At 73.7% G+C, this 18,255-nt stretch carries 14 protein-coding genes; 7 read left to right on the forward strand and 7 right to left on the reverse strand.

Annotated elements, in window-relative coordinates; translation table 11 throughout:
• Positions 1 to 32 precede the first annotated feature (32 nt).
• The 4 genes from ACFSHS_RS14375 to ACFSHS_RS14390 all read right to left on the reverse strand — a co-directional run bounded on the left by ACFSHS_RS14375 (position 33) and on the right by ACFSHS_RS14390 (position 4,777).
• Positions 33 to 1,025: a glucosyl-3-phosphoglycerate synthase gene (locus ACFSHS_RS14375; RefSeq protein ID WP_376877282.1), complete on the reverse strand. Its 993-nt coding sequence runs from the start codon at positions 1,023 to 1,025 to the stop codon at positions 33 to 35.
• 145 nt (positions 1,026 to 1,170) lie between these two features.
• Positions 1,171 to 3,342 carry a phage holin family protein gene (locus tag ACFSHS_RS14380; RefSeq protein WP_376877285.1) on the reverse strand — a complete coding sequence of 724 codons (2,172 nt, stop codon included), beginning with the start codon at positions 3,340 to 3,342 and terminating at the stop codon, positions 1,171 to 1,173.
• A complete protein-coding gene (locus ACFSHS_RS14385) occupies positions 3,339 to 3,971 on the reverse strand; it encodes a DedA family protein (protein WP_376877288.1) in 633 nt (210 codons plus the stop codon). Before ACFSHS_RS14385 ends, ACFSHS_RS14380 begins: the two co-directional genes overlap by 4 nt.
• The gene (locus ACFSHS_RS14390) at positions 3,968 to 4,777 is read right to left on the reverse strand and encodes an MBL fold metallo-hydrolase (protein ID WP_376877291.1); all 810 of its coding nucleotides are present in this window, start codon (positions 4,775 to 4,777) and stop codon (positions 3,968 to 3,970) included. Before ACFSHS_RS14390 ends, ACFSHS_RS14385 begins: the two co-directional genes overlap by 4 nt.
• Positions 4,778 to 4,938: 161 nt before the next feature.
• On the opposite strand from ACFSHS_RS14390, the gene ACFSHS_RS14395 reads away from it, so the two are divergent.
• Positions 4,939 to 5,736: an SGNH/GDSL hydrolase family protein gene (locus ACFSHS_RS14395; RefSeq protein ID WP_376877294.1), complete on the forward strand. Its 798-nt coding sequence runs from the start codon at positions 4,939 to 4,941 to the stop codon at positions 5,734 to 5,736.
• Between the two features lie 54 nt (positions 5,737 to 5,790).
• Here ACFSHS_RS14395 and ACFSHS_RS14400 read toward each other — a convergent pair whose 3' ends face one another.
• Positions 5,791 to 6,444 carry an arsenate reductase/protein-tyrosine-phosphatase family protein gene (locus tag ACFSHS_RS14400; protein ID WP_376877297.1) on the reverse strand — a complete coding sequence of 218 codons (654 nt, stop codon included), beginning with the start codon at positions 6,442 to 6,444 and terminating at the stop codon, positions 5,791 to 5,793.
• A 212-nt stretch (positions 6,445 to 6,656) separates the two neighbouring features.
• Here ACFSHS_RS14400 and ACFSHS_RS14405 point away from each other — a divergent pair, with 212 nt between their 5' ends.
• Genes ACFSHS_RS14405 through ACFSHS_RS14415 form a run of 3 tightly spaced genes read left to right on the forward strand, consistent with a single transcriptional unit; the run spans position 6,657 to position 11,124 of the window.
• Positions 6,657 to 8,180, forward strand: a complete 1,524-nt coding sequence (locus ACFSHS_RS14405; RefSeq protein WP_376877300.1) for a tyrosine-protein kinase domain-containing protein — start codon at positions 6,657 to 6,659, stop codon at positions 8,178 to 8,180.
• Positions 8,181 to 8,200: 20 nt separating this feature from the next.
• On the forward strand, positions 8,201 to 10,069 hold the full coding sequence (locus tag ACFSHS_RS14410) for a polysaccharide biosynthesis protein (protein WP_376877303.1): 1,869 nt from the start codon (positions 8,201 to 8,203) through the stop codon (positions 10,067 to 10,069).
• Positions 10,066 to 11,124, forward strand: a complete 1,059-nt coding sequence (locus ACFSHS_RS14415) for an MraY family glycosyltransferase (protein ID WP_376877306.1) — start codon at positions 10,066 to 10,068, stop codon at positions 11,122 to 11,124. The genes ACFSHS_RS14410 and ACFSHS_RS14415 overlap by 4 nt, the downstream gene beginning before the upstream one ends.
• 49 nt (positions 11,125 to 11,173) lie before the next feature.
• Here ACFSHS_RS14415 and ACFSHS_RS14420 read toward each other — a convergent pair whose 3' ends face one another.
• A complete protein-coding gene (locus tag ACFSHS_RS14420) occupies positions 11,174 to 12,265 on the reverse strand; it encodes a glycosyltransferase (protein ID WP_376877309.1) in 1,092 nt (363 codons plus the stop codon).
• A 245-nt stretch (positions 12,266 to 12,510) separates the two neighbouring features.
• On the opposite strand from ACFSHS_RS14420, the gene ACFSHS_RS14425 reads away from it, so the two are divergent.
• From ACFSHS_RS14425 to ACFSHS_RS14435, 3 genes are read left to right on the forward strand one after another with little or no spacing between them, the layout of a single operon-like run.
• Positions 12,511 to 13,788 carry a lipopolysaccharide biosynthesis protein gene (locus ACFSHS_RS14425; protein WP_376877312.1) on the forward strand — a complete coding sequence of 426 codons (1,278 nt, stop codon included), beginning with the start codon at positions 12,511 to 12,513 and terminating at the stop codon, positions 13,786 to 13,788.
• Entirely contained in the window at positions 13,781 to 14,899 is a 1,119-nt protein-coding gene (locus ACFSHS_RS14430; protein ID WP_376877315.1) for a glycosyltransferase, read from the forward strand. The genes ACFSHS_RS14425 and ACFSHS_RS14430 overlap by 8 nt, the downstream gene beginning before the upstream one ends.
• Entirely contained in the window at positions 14,900 to 16,285 is a 1,386-nt protein-coding gene (locus ACFSHS_RS14435; RefSeq protein ID WP_376877318.1) for an O-antigen polymerase, read from the forward strand.
• Here ACFSHS_RS14435 and asnB read toward each other — a convergent pair.
• Positions 16,251 to 18,176 (reverse strand): asparagine synthase (glutamine-hydrolyzing), encoded by a 1,926-nt coding sequence (gene asnB, locus ACFSHS_RS14440; protein WP_376877321.1) that lies wholly within the window; start codon positions 18,174 to 18,176, stop codon positions 16,251 to 16,253. The two genes, ACFSHS_RS14435 and asnB, sit on opposite strands and share 35 nt — an antisense overlap.
• Positions 18,177 to 18,255: the final 79 nt, after the last annotated feature.

An 18,255-nucleotide genomic window follows, 5' to 3' on the forward strand; every position in this document is an offset into this window, starting at 1 on the left:
GGTGGCACCGCGCGAGGGGGGTGCGAGCGGCCTCAGCCGGCGAGGCCGGCCCGGTGGGAGCGGTACTCGGCGATCGTGGCCATCGGCGGCCGCTCGTCGACGGCGACGGTGCGGCTTCGGGGCACGAAACCCGATCCGTCATGCCGGAACTGGGTGAGCAGCCCACTGGCGGCGAGCGGCCGGTGGCCCGGGCGACCGGACTCGGCGCGGGTGAGCACCGTCGAGACGATCTCGCCCGCCATCGCGCCGAGCGCCTCCTGGGACTGGGAGGTGTGCCGGCGCACCCCGAGGTCGACCTGTGCCAGGGCGGCGAGCCCACCGAGCCGGAGCAGGTCGATGAGCAGCCCGACCTCCACGCCGTAGGCGGAGACGAACGGCACCTGCTCCAGGGCCGACCGGCGCCCGGCGTACTCGCCGCCCAGTGGCTGGACGAAGCCGGCGAGCTCCGGCCAGAGCGCGTTGAGCAGGGGGCGGGCGGTCAGCTCGGTCACGCGGCCGCCGCCGGCGGGCTCGACCTGCCCGTCGACCTCGAGCGGCCGGGTGTAGCAGCCCTTGACGTAGAGCACCTGCGGATCGGTCAGCAGCGGGCGGAGCAGGCCGGGAACGTAGTGGGCGACGTCCCCCACGAGGTCGGAGTCGAGGAAGACCACCAGGTCGCCGGTGGTGGCGGCCAGCGACTTCCACAGCGCCTCCCCCTTGCCGGGCCGCGTGCCGTGGGCCGGCAGCACGTCGGTGGTGGCGACCACGTCGGCCCCGGCGGCGCGGGCGACGGCGGCGGTGGCGTCGGTGGAGTCGGAGTCGACGACGAGCAGCTCGTCCACCAGCGGCACCCGGCGCATCCACCGCTCGCGGATGTCCGCCACCAGCGCGCCGACGGTCGCCTCCTCGTTCCGGGCGGGGAGGACGACGCTGACCCGGTGGCCACCCCGGCGCTTGGCCAGCAGCAGGGCGCCGGGGTCGATCTCGGCCAGGCCGGTGGCGGACGACGTGCGGTGCCGGAACCAGGCGCGGGCGTCGGGTCTCACCGCCTCACTGTCGACCAGGACGGCTGGACCCGCCAGGACGGCACCCGGGTGTTCACGGGTTCGTCACCCGGAGGCGGCTGTGATGTCGCCGACCAGCTGGTCACCACCGGGGAGCTCCCCGGCCGGGCCTGAGGACGCCAGGAGGTCAGGCGTCCACCACCGCCGCCGGGCGCGCGGAAGCCGCGCCGAGCGCCGTCGGGCTGTCCTCGCCGACCGCGGCGCCCTCACCGGTGGGTTCCGGGTGACCGAGGTCGGTGAGCCAGCCGCGCAGCACCCGGTGCAGGTGCTCCGCGCCGACGATCTCGCCGGGTGGCGCCCACGCACGGGGATGCACCAGGACGGCGCGCTGCTGGGCGCCACCGAGACCGCCGTGCGAGCCGACGTGCGGCTCGAACGGTGACGCCTCGTCGGTGTCGGGGTCGTACCGGCTGTTGATCACCACGTCCGCGCAGTGCCGGAACGACGAGACCCGGGCGACCAGGCCGGCGGCGTGCTCACCGTAGGGGAGCAGCGGGTCGGTGCCGACGACGACGCCGGACGCCAGCCGGTGCAGCCCCTCGCGGCCGAGCACCACCGGGCCGAACTCCTCGGAGTGCACGAGCAGGAACCCGACGCCGTCGTGGTCGACCAGCCCGGGCAGCAGGTCGGGCCAGTGCCGCTCGATCTCCTCCAGGGAGACCCGGCCCGGCAGGTCGGGGAAGGACACCATCGCCTGGTGGCCGGACACGACGCAGACCACGCCCGGCGCCACCCGCGGCACCTCGCCCGTCGTGCCGCGCTCGAAGTCGTGCTCGTGACGGACCGCCTCGGCCCGCTCCACCCGCTCGCGCAGCCGCCGGGCGATCGGGCCCGCGCCCTCGGCCAGCGCCGCGCCCACCTGCCAGCTCTCCACCGGACGGCGGCTGTCCTTGGTACCGGTGTTCTGCCGCTTCCGGGGAACGGCCCCCGAGCCGCAGAGCCGGCCGACGAGCTCCTCGATCGACTCCCCGAACCGGTCGGCGAACGCCCAGCCCTGCGTCTGGCCGTGGTCGGAGAGGACGACGAGGTGGTACTCGCGCGGGGCCACGGCGCTGGCCCGGTGCAGCCGGCCCAGCTGCTGGTCGATGCTCCGGAGCACGGCGAGGCTGTCGGCGCGCTCCAGCCCGGCGTGGTGCGCCGCCTCGTCGTAGCCGAGGAAGTCGGCGTACGCCACGGGGCGGCCGGCGAGCATGTCCTCGAGCAGCGCGAACACGACGACGTCGCGGGAGATGACCGTGGTCCCGGGCCGGGCCAGCGGGTAGATGCCGCCGCGGCTGACCCGCGGCCGCACGTCGTCCCGCCGTTCCCGCGCTGAGGCAGTCAGCTCGCGGAGCACGTCCACCAACGAGACGCCGATCGTCCGCAGCGCGTTCACCGGGTTGGCGAAGTAGGCGTAGTAGCCCGAGCCGACGCGCTCGCGGGTGCGCCGGGTGCGGCGGGCGCGGGCGGGGACGACGTGGGCCAGCGAGCTCATGGTGAGGCTGACGTGGGCGGCGTCGCCGGTGAACAGGTTGCCGCGGCTCGCGCCGTCCGGCGCGAGCAGACCGCGCCCGTCGGAGTGCCGGCGCTCGACCTCGGCGGCGTCGACCGGATGCGAGACGCGGGTGATGTGGTCGCGGTCCTTCTCGTACCAGCGGAAACCGAGGATGTCGTGGGTGGAGCCGTGCAGGATCCCGCAGACCGCCGCCCCGGTCTGGGAGCTCCAGTCGGTGTGCCAGGAGGTCAGCGTGTGGCTGCCCGATCGGAGCCACGACGCCAGGTGGGGCATCCAGCCGTCGCGAACGGCACGGCGCGCGGTGTCGTGGGCCAGGGCGTCGATCTGCAGGAACAGCACGCCGGGAGGGCGCTCGGCGGAGCCGGGGGACCGCGCCGCGCGGCGCCGGGCCCGCCGGAAGAAGATCTCGTCCTCGTCGACGGCGAGCAGGCTGCTGACCACGCCGGAGACCGCGGCCATGGTCAGCGCCACGAGCACCGCCACCCGCAGGTCGGCGATGACCACGCCCGGAACGGCGAAGGAGACGGCGAGCACCGCGGCCGCGAAGAGCAGGAAGCTGCCCAGGCCGAGGGTGAAGAAGGCGAGCGGCAGCACCGCCCGCATGACCAGCGGCCACGCCACGGCGGTGAGCAGCCCGAGGAGGAGGGCCAGGACGGGGGCGTGCCACCACGACGGCAGCTCGAAGCCGGTCACCCGCTCGCTGAGCGCGGCCAGGGCGACGGTGACCGCGGCCCAGGTGACGACCACGCGGGCGAGCGTGCGGCCGCTGCGCAGGAGCCGGCCGCGGGCAGGAGATGCGGTCACGCGGACTCGCAGCGCTCGGGCTCGGGCTCCACCGGGGCCGGTGGGCGTCGGCGCCGGGCGCCGACGAGGTTCAGGACCCCGCCGACGGCGAGCACCAGCACGGTGGCGACCAGCATGGCCACCAGCGGGGAGTCGAAGATGCCGCCGCTGAGCACGCCGAGCAGCGCATAGGCCAGCGCCCACAGAAAGGCCGCGGCCAGGGACGCCGGCACCAGCCGCCGCCACGGGTAGGCCAGGGCGCCCGCGGCGACGAGGACGGGGATCCGCCCGGCGGGCAGCAGCCGCCCCGCGACGATGATCTGCCAGCCGTGCGCGCGGAACTGCTCGCGCACCTCGTCGATCCGCTCCTGGTGCTGCCCCCGGGTGACCCACCGGACCGCCGCCGGACCGCCGAACCGGCAGACCGCGAAGGTGATCAGGTCGCCGCAGAGCGCGGCCAGCGTGGCGATCGCCAGCACCAGCGGCAGGCCGAGGGTTCCGCCGGCCATCGCGAAGGCGGCCGCGGCGCCGACGACCAGGCCGGTCGGCACCACGGGCACGACGGAGCCCAGGAGCACCAGCCCGAACAGCACGGGATAGCCGACGTGCGAGCCGGTGCTCCAGGGCGCGGTGAGCAGGTCGAGGTTCATGCCGCCGCCGGGAGCGAGAGGTCGACCGCCGAGCCCGGTGGGGTCACGACGACGCGGGTCGGCAGCCCCCGCGCGGCGACCTCGGTGGCGAAGGCGTGCGGCGGGTCGGTCAGCAGGCGCCGCATCCGGGCCCGCCACGGCGAGGGGACCGCCGTCATCCCGGCGAGGGCGAGCGTGCCCCAGTGCACCGGGACGGCGATCCGCGGCCGGATCAGCGCGGCGGCGTCGGCGGCGGTGACCGGGTCGAGGTGGCCGGGGCCGAGGGTGGGGCCCCAGCCCCACACCGGCAGGAGGGCGATGTCGACGCCGCGGTCGCCCAGCACCCGCATCCCGTCGTAGAGCCCGGTGTCGCCGCTGACGTACACGGTGGTGCCGTCGCCCTCCAGTAGGAAGCCGATCGCCTCGGTGTCGGGCCCGTGGGTGGAGCGGGGACCCCACCGGTGGCCGCTGTGCTCGGCCCGGACGGCGGTGACGCGCAGGTCGCCGTCCCGGATCCCCTCGCCGGCCGACAGCTCGTCGACGCGGGGGAATCCGCGCCCGCGCAGCCACTCGCCGGCCCCGCGGGGCACGAGGACCCGGATCCGCCGGCCGAGCGAGCGCAGCGAGGGGAGGTGCAGGTGGTCGCCGTGCAGGTGGCTGATCAGGACGAGGTCCGCGCCGGCCCACGTGGCGGGATCGGGCAGGGGCACGACGCGGCGGAGCAGGCCGACCGTGGCGGCGAGCAGGGGATCGGTGAGCACCGTGCGCCCGGCCAGCCCGACGCGGACGGTCGAGTGGCCCAGGAAGTGCAGGTCCGGGCTCGCCACGCGCCCAGTATTCGCGCGGGCGGAGACAGTTCCCAAGCAGTTTGCGTCCCTCTGGGGGACCCCGCCGCCGGAAATGGGGGGACACCCCGATGCCCGTCCCCGGGCGGACACCGGCGGGTCGATCTCGTTACGCTCCGGACGCGACCGGTTACGATCGACCGATGCGAGGACTGCGGCTGGAACGGCCGCCGGTGTGGGGAATCCTGGCGCTGGTCCTGCTCGTCCTGGGCAACGTGGCCGTCCTGACGGTCATGACGGTCCGGCCGACGCCCGCCGACACGTACACCCCGCGCGCCGCCACCTCGATCACGGACGCGGCGGAGCCGTCCGACGCCGAGGATGGCGAGGAGCCGCCGGCCGCGAGCACCCCGCAGGCGCCGGTCACCCTGCACGTCTACGGCGATGGGTACGCGGTCGGCAACGAGCTGGGCGGACTCGACTCGGCCGGCTGGCCGGCCCTGGTGGCGCAGCGGATCGGCGCGGAACTCGTGCTGACCGCGGTCCCCCGTGCCGGGTACGCCTCGGTGGGGGTCAGCGGTGAGATCTACCTCGACCTCGTGGAGCGGAGCCCCGCGGGCGACGCGACGGTCACTGTGCTGTTCGGCAGCCGCAACGACGCAGACGAGGACCTCGCCCTGGTGCAGAGCAACGCCGCGCAGGCCATCGCGGCGATCCGCCAGGGAGCTCCCGGCACCACGCTGGTCGTCGTCGGGCCGGCGTGGAGCGACGCCGACGTTCCCGCCGCGGCCCTGGCCGTGCGCGATGCCGTGCGCGCCGCCGCGGAAGCGGGAGGGGCGACGTTCGTCGATCCGCTCGCCGACGGCTGGTTCGCCCAGCGGCCCGAGCTGATCGCATCCGACGGGATCTCACCGACTGACGGCGGTCACGTCTACCTGGCCGACCTCCTGGCCCCGGTCCTGCAGAAGGCAGTCACCCCCGCCACCGGCACGGCCGGCTGAGCGAGCACCCGCGCAGCGACGGGCTGTGGGCGGGCGTGCCGTCGGTCCGTGGCGCTACGCCACCCGGAAACGGGTCGGCACGATCCACTGGGTGTCGTCGTCCTGGGGCGCGGCGACCGGTGCCCGCTCCGCGCACAGCGCGTCGAGCAGGGGGTAGAGCGCCTCGACGATCATCTCGCCGACGTCCTGGTGCACCGACTCCCGGTGGCCGATCGGGTCGAAGACGTCGTCCTGCTCGCGATCACCGCGGCGCCGCGTGCCGCGCTGCTGACCGAGGGCGCGCACCAGCGCGGGAGGCTGACCGTCCGTCCCCTCCATCCCGGGCAGGCGGTCCACGTCGACGTCCTGGAGGAGGTCGGCCGCCTCGCGCAGCGTGTAGGTCCGGAACATCGTCCGCGGCGCCAGCTTGAGCACCGACCGGCGGTGGTTGCGCGTCATGGTGAGGACCAGGTCGGCCGATTCGGCCATGCCGGCCGTGAGCTGCCGTGCCCGGAACCCCCGCGGGTCCCCACCGAGGCCGGCCAGGACGGCCGCCGAGGAGGGCTCCATCTCGCCGCCCACGACAGCGTGCGTGCCGGCGCTGGTCACGCTGACGGTCGACGCCCGGGCACCGAGCACCTCGTCCAGATGGGCCCGGGTCAGTCGTTCGGCCATGGGAGAGCGGCAGATGTTGCCGGTACACACGAACAGGATCCGCACGGCATCCATGGAACCGAATCCTCCGCGGTCGCCGGCGCAGCCCGGGGCCGTGTCCCTCCGGGCTCATCCCCACCAGTCACATCCGTATCGTCCGGTAACTCTGCGCACTCACATTGTGACCCTCGGAGTATCGACGCACTACGTTGCAGGAAGAAGTCGACGTCGTCTCGTCGGCTGGGTGCCAGGACGGTGACGCCTCCTGGTCGGGCGACGGGGGATGCGTGGACCTGAAGGACCTGCTGCAGTCACTGCGTTCCGGTTGGTGGCTGGTGCTGCTGGCCGTGCTCTTCGGTACGGCGGGTGCGGGTGCGCTGACCTGGACCAGCACGCCGCAGTACTCGTCGACGACGAAGCTGTTCGTCTCGACGTCGTCGACGACCGACACCTCCTCGGCCTACCAGGGCAACCTCTTCTCCCAGCAGCGGGTGACCTCGTACGCCGAGCTGCTGTCCGGGGTGCAGATCGCCGCCGAGGTGGTCGAGGAGCTCGGTCTCCCGCTCACGCCGGAGGAGGTGGCGGGCAAGGTCACGGCGTCCCCGGTCCCCGACACCGTCATCCTCACGGTCACGGTCACCGACACCTCGGCGCGCCGGGCGCAGGACATCGCGACCTCCCTCGGCCGGCAGTTCGCCGCCCAGGTGACCCAGCTCGAGACGCCCGCCGGCGCGGAAGACTCCACGGTGAAGGTCACCATCGTGCAGCCGGCGGACTACCGGGACGCCCCCGTCAGCCCCGACCTGGCCCGCAACCTCGCGCTCGGCATCATGCTCGGACTCATGCTGGGTGTCGGCCTGGCCCTCGTCCGGGGCCGGCTGGACAACACGGTGAAGGCGCCGGTACAGGTGACGGAGCTGACGGGCGTCGGGGTGATCGGCACCGTGCTGGAGGACTCGCGGCTGGCCGAGGAGCACCTGGTCACCGAACTCGACTCGCACTCGCCGGTCGCCGAGGCCTACCGGGCCATCCGCACCAACCTGCAGTTCCTCAACGTGGACCACCCGCCCCGGGTCATCGTCATCTCCAGCGCCATCCCGGGGGAGGGCAAGTCGACCCTCGCGGTGAACCTGGCCACCGTGCTCGCGCAGTCGGGCAGCCGCGTGACGCTCCTCGAGGCCGACCTCCGCCGGCCGCGGATCACCCGGTACATGGGTCTGATCAGCGGCGCCGGGCTGAGCAACGTCCTGGGAGGAACGGCATCCCTGTACGAGGTGGCTCAGCCCTGGGGCGACGGCCGGCTGTCCGTGCTCGCCGCGGGTCCGATGCCGCCCAACCCCAGCGAGATGCTCGGTTCCTCGAACATGCGCACGCTGCTGGAGCACCTGCGGCAGACCAACGACTTCGTCCTCATCGACGCCCCGCCGCTGCTGCCGGTGACCGACGCCGCAGTGCTGACGGCCCACGCCGACGGCTGCCTGCTCTCCGTCCGCTACGGCAAGACGCGTCGCGAAGAGCTGGCCGAGGCGTCCGCGGCCCTCGAGCGGGTCGACGGCAAGCTGCTCGGCGTCGTACTCAACCGGGTTCCGCAGTCCGCCGCCGCCAACCGGGGCTACGGCTACGCCTACAGCTACGAGGCCGACCGCGGACGTGAGACGACCGCTGACGCCGCGCTCGCCCGGCCGCTAGCCGACCTGCCGGCCGCGCGCCCGGCAGCCACGCGCGAGCGCCGGCCGGCACCGGAAGGTCTCGCCGCCTCGCGGGGGCGTGCCGCGGCCGGCCCGCTGCCGCCGGTGCCCGGGCGGCGCTGACCACTACGAACGTGGATCCGATGAGCAATCAGGGAAGGCGGACGATGCAGCGGCAAGTGGCCGCACCGGTGTCCTGGCGCTGGAGGATGCGCCGCTGGGGCCTGCCCGTGATCGACGCCGCTCTGCTCGCCGTCGCTCTGCCGGCGGTGACGGTGGCCCGTTACGAGGGAGAGGTCGAGCTGATCGACCTCTCCGGCATGGCCAGCGCAGCCGGTATCGCCGTGCTCACCTACCTGACCGTCTCCACCGCGCTTCGGGTGCACCAGGGCCGGCACCCGGTGGGCAGCGCGGGCGAGGTGACGGCGATGGCGCTCGCGGTCGCGGCCTCAGCCTCGGTGCTCCTGGCCGCCAACACGGTCGGGGAGCTGCGCCGGTTCCTGCCGCTGTCGATCCCGGTGACCGGACTGACCGTCGGCTTCGTCTGGATGCTCGCCGTCCGGTTGGCCGTGCGCTCGCTCCGCGAGCGGGCGGCGCGCCCCCAGACCGGCCGGCGGACGCTGGTCTTCGGTGCCGGCAACGCCGGGCACCAGCTGGTCCGCTCGATGCTCGGTGACCCCGACGGCCGCTACCTGCCCGTCGGCCTGCTGGACGACGACCCGACCAAGCGGCACGTGCGGATCGGCGGAGTGCGGATGCTGGGCGGTCGCGGGGACATCGCCGCGGCGGCGGCGAGCTCCCGCGCCGAGGAGCTCGTCATCGCGCTGCCGCTCGCAGAGGCCGCGCTGGTCCGGGAGCTCTCCGGCCTGGCCGTCGACGCCGGCCTCACCGTCAAGATCCTGCCTCGCCTGGGAGAGCTTCTCGGCTGCAACGTCGGTATCCGGGACGTCCGGGACATCGACGTGAGCGACCTGCTGGGTCGCCGCCAGATCGACACCAACATCGACGCCATCGCCGGGTACCTCGCCGGCCGGAAGGTGCTCGTCACGGGCGCCGGTGGATCCATCGGCTCGGAGCTGTGCCGACAGATCTCCCGGTACGCCCCCGCGGAGCTGATCATGCTCGACCGGGACGAGTCGGCCCTGCACGGTCTGCAGCTCAGCCTGCACGGTGAGGCGCGGCTGGACTCGCCGGAAGTGGTCCTCGCCGACATCCGTGACTCGGAGACCCTGATGCGCGTCTTCGCCGAGCGGGCTCCGGAGGTGGTCTTCCACGCCGCGGCGCTCAAGCACCTGTCGATGCTCGAGCAGTACCCGGAAGAGGCCTGGAAGACCAACGTGCTCGGCACGCGGAACGTGCTGACGGCCGCGACGGCCGCCCAGGTCACCCACTTCATCAACGTCTCCACCGACAAGGCCGCCGACCCGGTCAGCGTGCTGGGCCGCACGAAGCGGACGGCCGAGCGGCTGACGGCCACCTACGCCGCCCTGAACGAGGGCCGCTTCCTGTCGGTCCGCTTCGGCAACGTGCTGGCCAGCCGCGGATCGGTGCTGACCACCTTTGCCGCCCAGATTGCGCGGGGCGGTCCGGTGACGGTCACCCACCCGGACGTGACCCGGTACTTCATGACCATTCCAGAGGCGGTGCAGCTGGTGATCCAGGCCGGCGCCATCGGATCCGGAGGCGAGGCGCTCGTGCTCGACATGGGGGAGCCGGTGCGCATCGCCGACGTCGCCCGCCACCTGGTGGCCCTGTGCGACCGGCCGGTCGAGATCGAGTACACCGGTCTGCGGCCGGGCGAGAAGCTGCACGAGGATCTCACGGGCGCGCAGGAGACCGGTCGCCGCGCGGTGCACCCGCTCATCACGCACGTCGCCGTCCCGGCGCTGGACGAGTGGACGCTCGCTGCGCTCGGCCGCCGGGCCGACGACAAGCCGTGGGCGACGCCGGTCGGTGCCGAGGCCCTGGAGGAGAGCCCCTCGTCGGGCATGCTCCCGGCGGCGAGCGGATGACGAGCACGGCCGTCGGCGCCGGTGTGCTGCTCAGCATCGTGCTGGCGACGGGGCTGCTCGCGCTAACCCCCCGGCTGCTGCGGCGGCTGGACCTCTACGACATCCCCACCGCGCGGTCCTCACACGACCGGCCGGTGCTGCGGGGCGCCGGCGTCGCGGTGGCCACCACGGTGGTCCTCGTCCTGATCGGCGTGAGCGCGGGCGCCGCCGGCCCGGACGGCGCGGCCTTGAGGGCGGTGGCTCTCGCGGTGGCTGCCTTCGCCGTCCTCGGCTTCGTCGAGGACCGCCGGGGGCTCGGGGTCGGGACGCGGCTGCGCTGGCAGGGCGGCCTAGCGGTGCTCGCGGCCGGCGCGCTGGCGGCCGCGCTGTCCGCGTGGTGGTGGTGGCTGCCGGCAGCCCTGCTGGTGGCCGTGTACGTCAACGTCGCCAACTTCATGGACGGCATCAACAGCATCTCGGCCGTGCACGGCGCGGTCGCCGGGTCCGGCCTGGCGGTCGTGGGCGCGCTCGAGGACCAGGGCTGGCTGGTCGTGACCGGTCTGGTCGGCGCCGGTGCCTTCGCTGCGTTCCTCCCGTGGAACGGACTGGGCCGGACCACCTTCTTCCTGGGCGACGCCGGCAGCTACACCCTGGGAGGGTTCGTCTCGACCTGCGCGGCCGGTGCGGTGATGGCCGGAGTTCCTCCGTGGCCCGTGCTCTCGGTCCTGTCGGTCTACCTGCTGGACGTCGGTCTGACCCTGGTGCGGCGGATCCGCGCGGGTGAGGACGTCACCCGGCCGCACCGCGAGCACGTGTACCAGCGGCTGACCAGTACGAGGCTGCTCGGCCACTTCCCGACGGGCGTCCTGGTCGGTTGCTGCACGCTGGTGGTCACGGCTGCCGGTTGGGGCGGCGCGGTCGCCAACCGCGTCGACATGGCGGTGCTGTGCGCCACCGGCCAGGGCGTGGTGCTCGCCGGCTACGCGGCCCTGCCCCGCGTGCTCGCCGTCCGCCGGCCCGCCGCGGACCGGGAGGTCGGCCCGGCGGCGGGCGGCGCGCCGCCGGGCACCTGCTGAGCGGGAGGTCGCTCGGACGGCGTCCGCGCGTTCGGGGCGTCGATCGCCGTCAGGGCCGGATGCCCAGCGACTGGTAGGCCTGCACCAGCCGGTCGTACACCGCCGTCTCCCGTCGGGCCGGATCGGCGCCGCGTCGCGCGGCCGCCGCCATGCGCTGGAAGTCCTGGGGCGGAAGGTCGCGCAGGGTCAGGACGGCCTGCCGGAGCCGCGGCACGTCACCGGCCGGGTACAGCAGTCCGTTCTCCCCGTGCTCGACCAGCTCCCGACTGCCGCGGATGTCGGAGACCACGACCGGACGCCCGGCCGCGAGGGCCTCGATGACGCTCCGCGGGACGCCCTCCCGGTAGCTGGGCAGGCAGAGCCCGTGGGCCCGCGCGAGCGCGGCGCGGACGCCCGCTGAGTCGACCATGCCGTGCACCGTGACGGCTCCCGGCCCGAGTTCCGCGGCGATGCGGCGCACCTCGTCGGCGACCCCGTCCCGGTCGGAGGGAAGGGCGTCGCCAAGGAGGTCCAGGTGCACGCCCTCGACGTCCCGGATCGCCTCGAGGAGGTCGAGGATGCCCTTCTCCCTGACGAGTCGACCGACGAAGACCAATCGCAGGGGACCATTCTCATGGCGTTCGGTCGCCGGAATTCCGAACCATTCGTCCTGCACTCCGTTGCCGAGGAGCACGAGGGGGTCGCCGTATGCGCGGGCGGAGGCCTCGGCGAGATCCTCCGCGCTCTGGAAGAGCATGAGGTCGGTGCGCTTGGCGAGCCTTTGCTCGAGCTTCTGCACCATTTTCTCGCGGCGGCCCCGCGGCGGCCAGTGATGAGGGAAACCGTGCACGGTGTACGCGATCCTGGTGTTGATCGGCCACACCGATCTCGGGACCAGCCGCACCGGCAGGGCCGCCGCAGGGGTGTGCAAGTGGACCAGGGCGGGACGCACGTGACGGACGAGGTCCACGAGTTCGCGCGTGGCAGCCACCATCCGCCCGGGCGACGGGGACCGCGGGAAGGCGACGTCGTGCGCCGTGAACGACGCCAGCCGAGCCCAGTGCGCCTCCGACGTGCGCCCGCAGGCGACGTGGACGTCGTACCCCTGCGCGGTCAGGTGGTCCAGCTGCGGCGCCAGCAGCTTCGCGGCCGTGAAGTCCACGGCTGCCACGTGCAGAACGCGTCCGGTACGCTCGGTCAAACGTCTTCCCCCTGTTTCGGAGTTCCGTTGCGACATTTCCCGGATTGCACCCGGACAGGTCGAGAACTCCCGTCACAGGGAAACCACCGGTCACACGAGAATCGTGAGCCCCTCCTGTCCCAGGAGTGGCGGAGCGCCCCTTGCAGGAATGGCGCCGAGCGTACCTGCAGGTGTGTTGACGCCGCCGTCCGGGTCGCCGGAACGCCGTGTTGAACGTCAGCCCGGCGCTCGTGCGCTCCGCCCGGCGCTTCCAGCTGCCGGCCTGGTCGGCCGCGCAGGCGGGCCTGCAAATGCTGGTCGCGGTGCTCAGCGCGCGCTGGCTGGGTCCCTCCGACCGGGGCTCGCTGGTGCTGGCCACCACGGTCGCGACGCTGCTCCTCCTCGTCAGCGGCCTGGGGGTCGGGACGGGCGCGCGGGTGGTGCTCGCCGAGGCATCGACCTGGTGGACCTGGCCCCGCTACGTCGCCCTGGCCGGGACCATGGCCGGGCCGCACGCACTGGTCGCCCTCGTCGTCGGGCTGCCCGTTCTGGGCGCCCTGACGGACCCGGATCCGGCGACCCAGGTCCTGTTCGTCCTCTACTCGGCACTCGCCCTGACCGCCTCGCTCCTCCGCGAAGGCCTGCACGGCCGGGGCCGGCACCGGCAGGGGATCGGTCTGGACGTCGGAGCGGCGGCGATCCAGCTGCTCCTGACGGCGGCGGTCGCCTACGCCGGCCGCTTGACCGTCGCCACGGCCCTGGCCATCGCCAGCGGCTGCCTGGCGCTGACCGTGGCAGGGCAGCTCGCGGCCGGCCAGCGCGGGTCCGGGCGGATGCGGCTGGGTTGTTCGTGGCGGGCCCTGGTCGGTCACGGACGCACCCTCGTGGCGTTCAGCCTGCCGGGTCTTGTCACCTCCCTGGGGCAGTCCTTCGTCATCCACGGTGACCGGCTGGTCCTGGGGGCGGTGGGCTCCAGCGCCGCGGTCGGCGTGTACAGCGCCGCGTCGTCGCTGGCGGCCCTCGCCTGGTTCATCCCGGCCGCCTTCACCGGCGTGCTCACCCGCGGGGTGGCGGCGAGCGGCTCGCTGGAGGCCTGGGAGCGCAGCTGGAAGCGCTTCGTGGCCTTCTCGGCCGTCCTCGCGCTGGTGACCGGATCGCTCGGCACGGTGGTTTTCCCGCTGCTCCTGGGCGCGGACTACCGCGAGGGAGCATCGCTGGTCGCGGTGCTGTCCCTCGCGGCGATCCCGTACGCCCTCCACCAGTACGATTCGGCAGCCTGCCAGGGGCTGCGCGAGCTCAGCGCCGGAACCCTCGGTGCCCTCACCGGGTCGGTGCTGGTCGTCGTGGTCCTCGTGCCGGTCATCGCGGCCTTCGGCGCGACCGGCGCGGCTTTCGGGATGATCGCCGTCTACTCGGCGATGGCGGTCGTCTCCCGTCGGCGGCTGCGCGGGCTGCAGCACCGTGCGGTCGGCGCCCGGCGGGAAGCGGTGGCGACCCGTGCATGACCCGACGCCAACGCTGATCACCGTGTCGGCGTACGGCTATGCCGGTCCCAGCAGCCGCGTCCGGGTGTACGACTGGCTGCGCCACCTGGGCGTGCCCTCGACCAACCACGACTACCTCGGCGCGGCCGACGCGTCGTTCCGGCGCATCGTCTCGCGCCCCGGTGCGACCCTGCGAGCGGAGTTCGGCCTCCGCCGTCTGGGCGGGCGGCTGCCCGCGGCCACGCTGCTGCTGTCCCGGACGGCGACGCCGCTGACCACCGGAGCGCTGGAGGTCGGGCTGCTGCGGGCGGCCCGCCGGGGTGTCTACGACTTCGACGACGCCCTGTACGCCGACCGGCGGGGCGGCGTGCACCGGATCTTCGGCAAGCCCCGCGCCTGGTCCCGCGCCGTCGCGGCGGCTGACGTCGTGGTGGCCGGCAATGCGACGCTGGCCGAGGCCGCGCGCGAGCACAACGACGCGGTCGTCGTCGTGCCCAGTTGCGTCGAACCCGGCGACTACGTTGCCAAGGACCGCTACGACATCGACGGCCGGCCGAACCTGGTGTGGGTCGGCTCGCCCGCGACCGAGCAGTACCTCGCGCACCTGGCGCCGGCCCTGGCCCGCCTGCACGAGACGCACGGCGCGGTGGTGACCGTCGTGAGCCGCGGGAACCGGCCGTTCCCCGGCATGGACCACGTCGTCCGCCGAGTCGACTGGTCCCCGGCCGCGGTGCGGGCGCAGCTGTCGCGCGCCGACGTCGCGCTCGCGCCTCTGGTCGACGACGAGTTCACCCGCGGCAAATGCGCCTACAAGCTGCTGCAGTACGGCGCGGCGGGCGTGCCCGTCGTCGGGTCGCCCGTCGGCGTGAACCGCACCGTGCTCCAGGACCTCGGCGGCTTCCCCGCGGAGGGGCTCGAGCAGTGGTGCGAGCGGGTGGAGGACGTCCTCGGCCTGACGCCGGTCGCTCGCGCCGAGCTGGGGCGGCGGGGCCGTGCCGCCGTCGCGGACAAGTACAGCTACGGCGCCTGGGCGCCGGTCTTCTGGCAGATCCTCTTCCCGGATCTGCCGTGGTCGGCCCCCGCCGGGGGCGGTACCTCACCTGTGCACAAGCACCCGGGGGACGAGCGATAGATGTCCGACCTGTACGCCCTGATCCTGGGCACCGTCCTCGTCGCGGGGACCGCCACGACCTGGCTGGCCCACCGCCGGCTGGCCCTGGCGGTGGTGGCGCACAACGCCGCGTGGGCTTGCGGCCTGCTGATCGTGGGCAGCGGTCTCATGAACTACGTGGCGCTGTCGCTGACCGCCTGGACGGTGATCACCGGTTCCATCGTCGCCTTCAACTTCGGCGCGTGGGTGGTGGTCGCCCGCAAGCGCAGGCACGACCCGGGCGCGGCCGCCGCGGGGGAGGGGGCCGGAGCGTCCATCGCCTTCATCGGCCTGCCCGCCTACTGGGCGCTCTTCGTGCTGTTCAACATCGGCTTTGCCCTCTACCTCTGGACGATCGCCCAGCTCTTCGGCCTCTCCACGCTGATCTCCGACCCGATCTCCATCCGTGGCAACAGCCAGATCCCCTACATGGAGGCCTTCCCGGTCTACGGCAAGGCGTTGTTCTACCTGGCACCGCTGTGTTTCGTGCTCACCCTGTTCCCCGGCCTGGTGCGGGGTCTGGCTTCGGTGCCGACGCTCCTCCGCTACGGGGTGATGGCTTGGCTGATCGTCGCGCAGGCTGCGACGCTGCAGCGGAGCAACATCTTCCAGACCCTCGTTTGGGCCCTCGGGATCTACCTGCTCGCTCTGGCCGCCGGCGGCGCGATGGACCTGGGTGTGCGCTTTCGCGTGCGGCACGTCCTGGGCGTCCTGCTGGTCGGCCTCGTGGTCTTCCAGGGGATCGCGATGATGCTGGGGAAGACCGGGACGACGAATCCGGCCGTCCGCTACTCGGTCAGCCCGGAGATGCGCGACAGCAGCCTCACCGGCGTCCTCCACTACGCGGGCGGGGGCATCCCGGCGTTCGGGATGCTGGTCGAGTCACGGAACGACGCCTGGCCCCACGAGGGCCACAGCGCCACCTACTACGGCGACTACAACCCGCAGACGTGGGGCGCGGCCACGCTCAGCGCTCCGTTCGACGTCATCCCCGGGGCGCCGCAGTGGGACGAGATCGCCGCGCACATCCGGGTGCCGGCGCCCACCAACGTCTTCACCTGGCTCGAGCCCTGGTACCGCGACTTCCGCATCGTCGGTGCCTTCGCCGGGTCCCTGCTGGTGGGTCTCGTCTGCGGCTCCTTCACCCGCCGGGCCGTCCTGTCCCCGGGAGGGCTCCTGACGGGGGGCCTCATCATCGGGCTCACCGGCATGGCCGTCTTCGCCAACCGCATGACGTCCACCATGACGCTGGTCCTGCTGGTCGCGCTGGGGGTGCTGCACCTCTACGCCCGGTGGCGCGCCGGGAGCGGTCCGGAGGCCGAAACGCGGAGCGTCACCGCCAGCGGCTCACCCAGGCGTGCAGCATGAGCACGTTCCACAGGGCGTGACCGTGATCGGCCCGCCCCTCGAGGTGCTCGGTCCAGAGCGTCTGCACGGCGGGTGCGTCGACCAGCCCGTGGCGGATCAGCGCCTGCGGGGCGAGCAGGTCGGCGGCCCACGTCCGTAGCGGCCCCCGCAACCACTCCGCGACGGGCATGGCGAAACCCATCTTGGGCCGCTCGAACAGGGCCGGGTTCAGGTACTCCGACAGCAGCGACCGCAGGATCACCTTGCCGCGGGAGCCGTCGACCTTGTACTGCTGCGGGAGCGACCAGGCCAGCCGGTAGACGGCCGGGTCGAGCAGCGGCAGCCGGGTCTCCAGCGACGTCGCCATCGCCGCGCGGTCGACCTTCACGAGGATGTCGTCGCGCAGGTAGCCCCGCACGTCGGCCAGCATGATCGCGGCGGTCAGGGGGACGTCGCGGGTGAGCGGCGGGACCCCGCTCGGAGCGCTCCGCAGCGTCCGGTGCGGAGCGGTCGTGGTCAGCCGGCCGTAGAGGTCGTCGGGGTCGCGGAAGTCGAGCACGCCGGCAACCTTCTGCACCCGCGCGCCGAGCGATCCGGTGGGGTCGCGGCGCGCGCCGGGGCGGCGCAATCCGTCCCACCAGTCCGGGCGAGGCCGCTGGAGGGCTCGGGCCGCGAGCGTGCGGGCCGGGCGCGGGATCCGGCTCAGCCGCCGGGTCAGGTGCGGCACGAGGGTGTGCCGGTTGTAGCCGCCGAACAGCTCGTCGCCGCCGTCACCGGAGAGGGCGACGGTGACCTGGTCCCGGGCGAGCCGGGCGACGAGATGGGTCGCGACCTGCGAGGAGTCGCCGAAGGGTTCGTCGTACATGGTGGCGAGGGTCGGCACGACGGCGAGCACGTCCGCGGTGCCCAGGGTCCAGCTGGTGTGCTGGGTGCCGAGGGCGAGGGCCACCTCCGCCGCGTAGCGCGCCTCGTCGAGGCGGGTGTCCTCGAACCCGATCGTGAAGGACTTCACCGACGCATTCGCCTGCGCCTGCAAGGTCGCCGTCACCAGCGAGGAGTCGACCCCACCGGACAGGAACGCGCCCACCGGCACGTCGCTCACCGTGCAGCGGCCCACGCTGCGGCCGAGCTCCGCGCGCAGGGCCTCCACTGCCTCGGGCAGGGTGCCCCGGAAGGGATTGGCGAGGGCCTCGCGGGCCTCGGACTCGGCGTCCCAGTAGACGACCGGTGCGGCGTCCGCGGCGGCGACGGTCCCGGACAGGGGGAAGCCCAGCACCTGGCCGGGCTGCACCTGGTGCACCCCCGTGTAGATCGTCCGCTGCTGTGAGACGCACCCACGGGCGACGACGTCGGCGACACCCGCCGGGTCGAGGTCGCGCGGGAAGCCGGGCAGCCCCACCAGGGCCTTCAGCTCGCTGGCGAAGCCAAGCGTGCCGTCCGCGCAGTACCAGTAGAGCGGCTTCTCGCCGAAGCGGTCCCGCGCCAGCCAGAGCAGGCCAGCGTCGAGGTCGGCGTAGGCGAAGGCGAACATCCCCACCGCGCGGCGCGCCAGGCCCGCGACCCCCCACTCCTGGCAGCCGGTCAGCAGCACCTCGGTGTCGGAGCTCGTGCGGAAGGAGTGGCCGCGACCCTCGAGCGCCGTGCGCAGCTCGCGGAAGTTGTAGATCTCGCCGTTGAAGGTGACGACGGCGCGCCGGGAGGGGGCGACCATCGGCTGGGCCGCCGCGTCGGTGAGGTCGATGACGGCCAGCCGGCGATGGGCGAACGCCACGGGGGCGTCCGGCGCTGCCCACTCGCCGGCCCTGTCCGGCCCGCGGTGCGCGATCGCCGCGGCCGCCCCGCGGATCAGCTCACGAACGCCAGCCCGGTCACCGGTCGCACCGGCACCGGCCACTCCGACGATGCCGCACACGACCGCACACAGTAGGTGGAATCGGGGCCCATCAGAACCGGTCAGTCCCACTCACCCCATCCTGCGCAGCCGTCACCCT

It is taken from the genome of Blastococcus deserti (genome assembly GCF_042682525.1).
Classification (GTDB): domain Bacteria; phylum Actinomycetota; class Actinomycetes; order Mycobacteriales; family Geodermatophilaceae; genus Blastococcus_B; species Blastococcus_B deserti.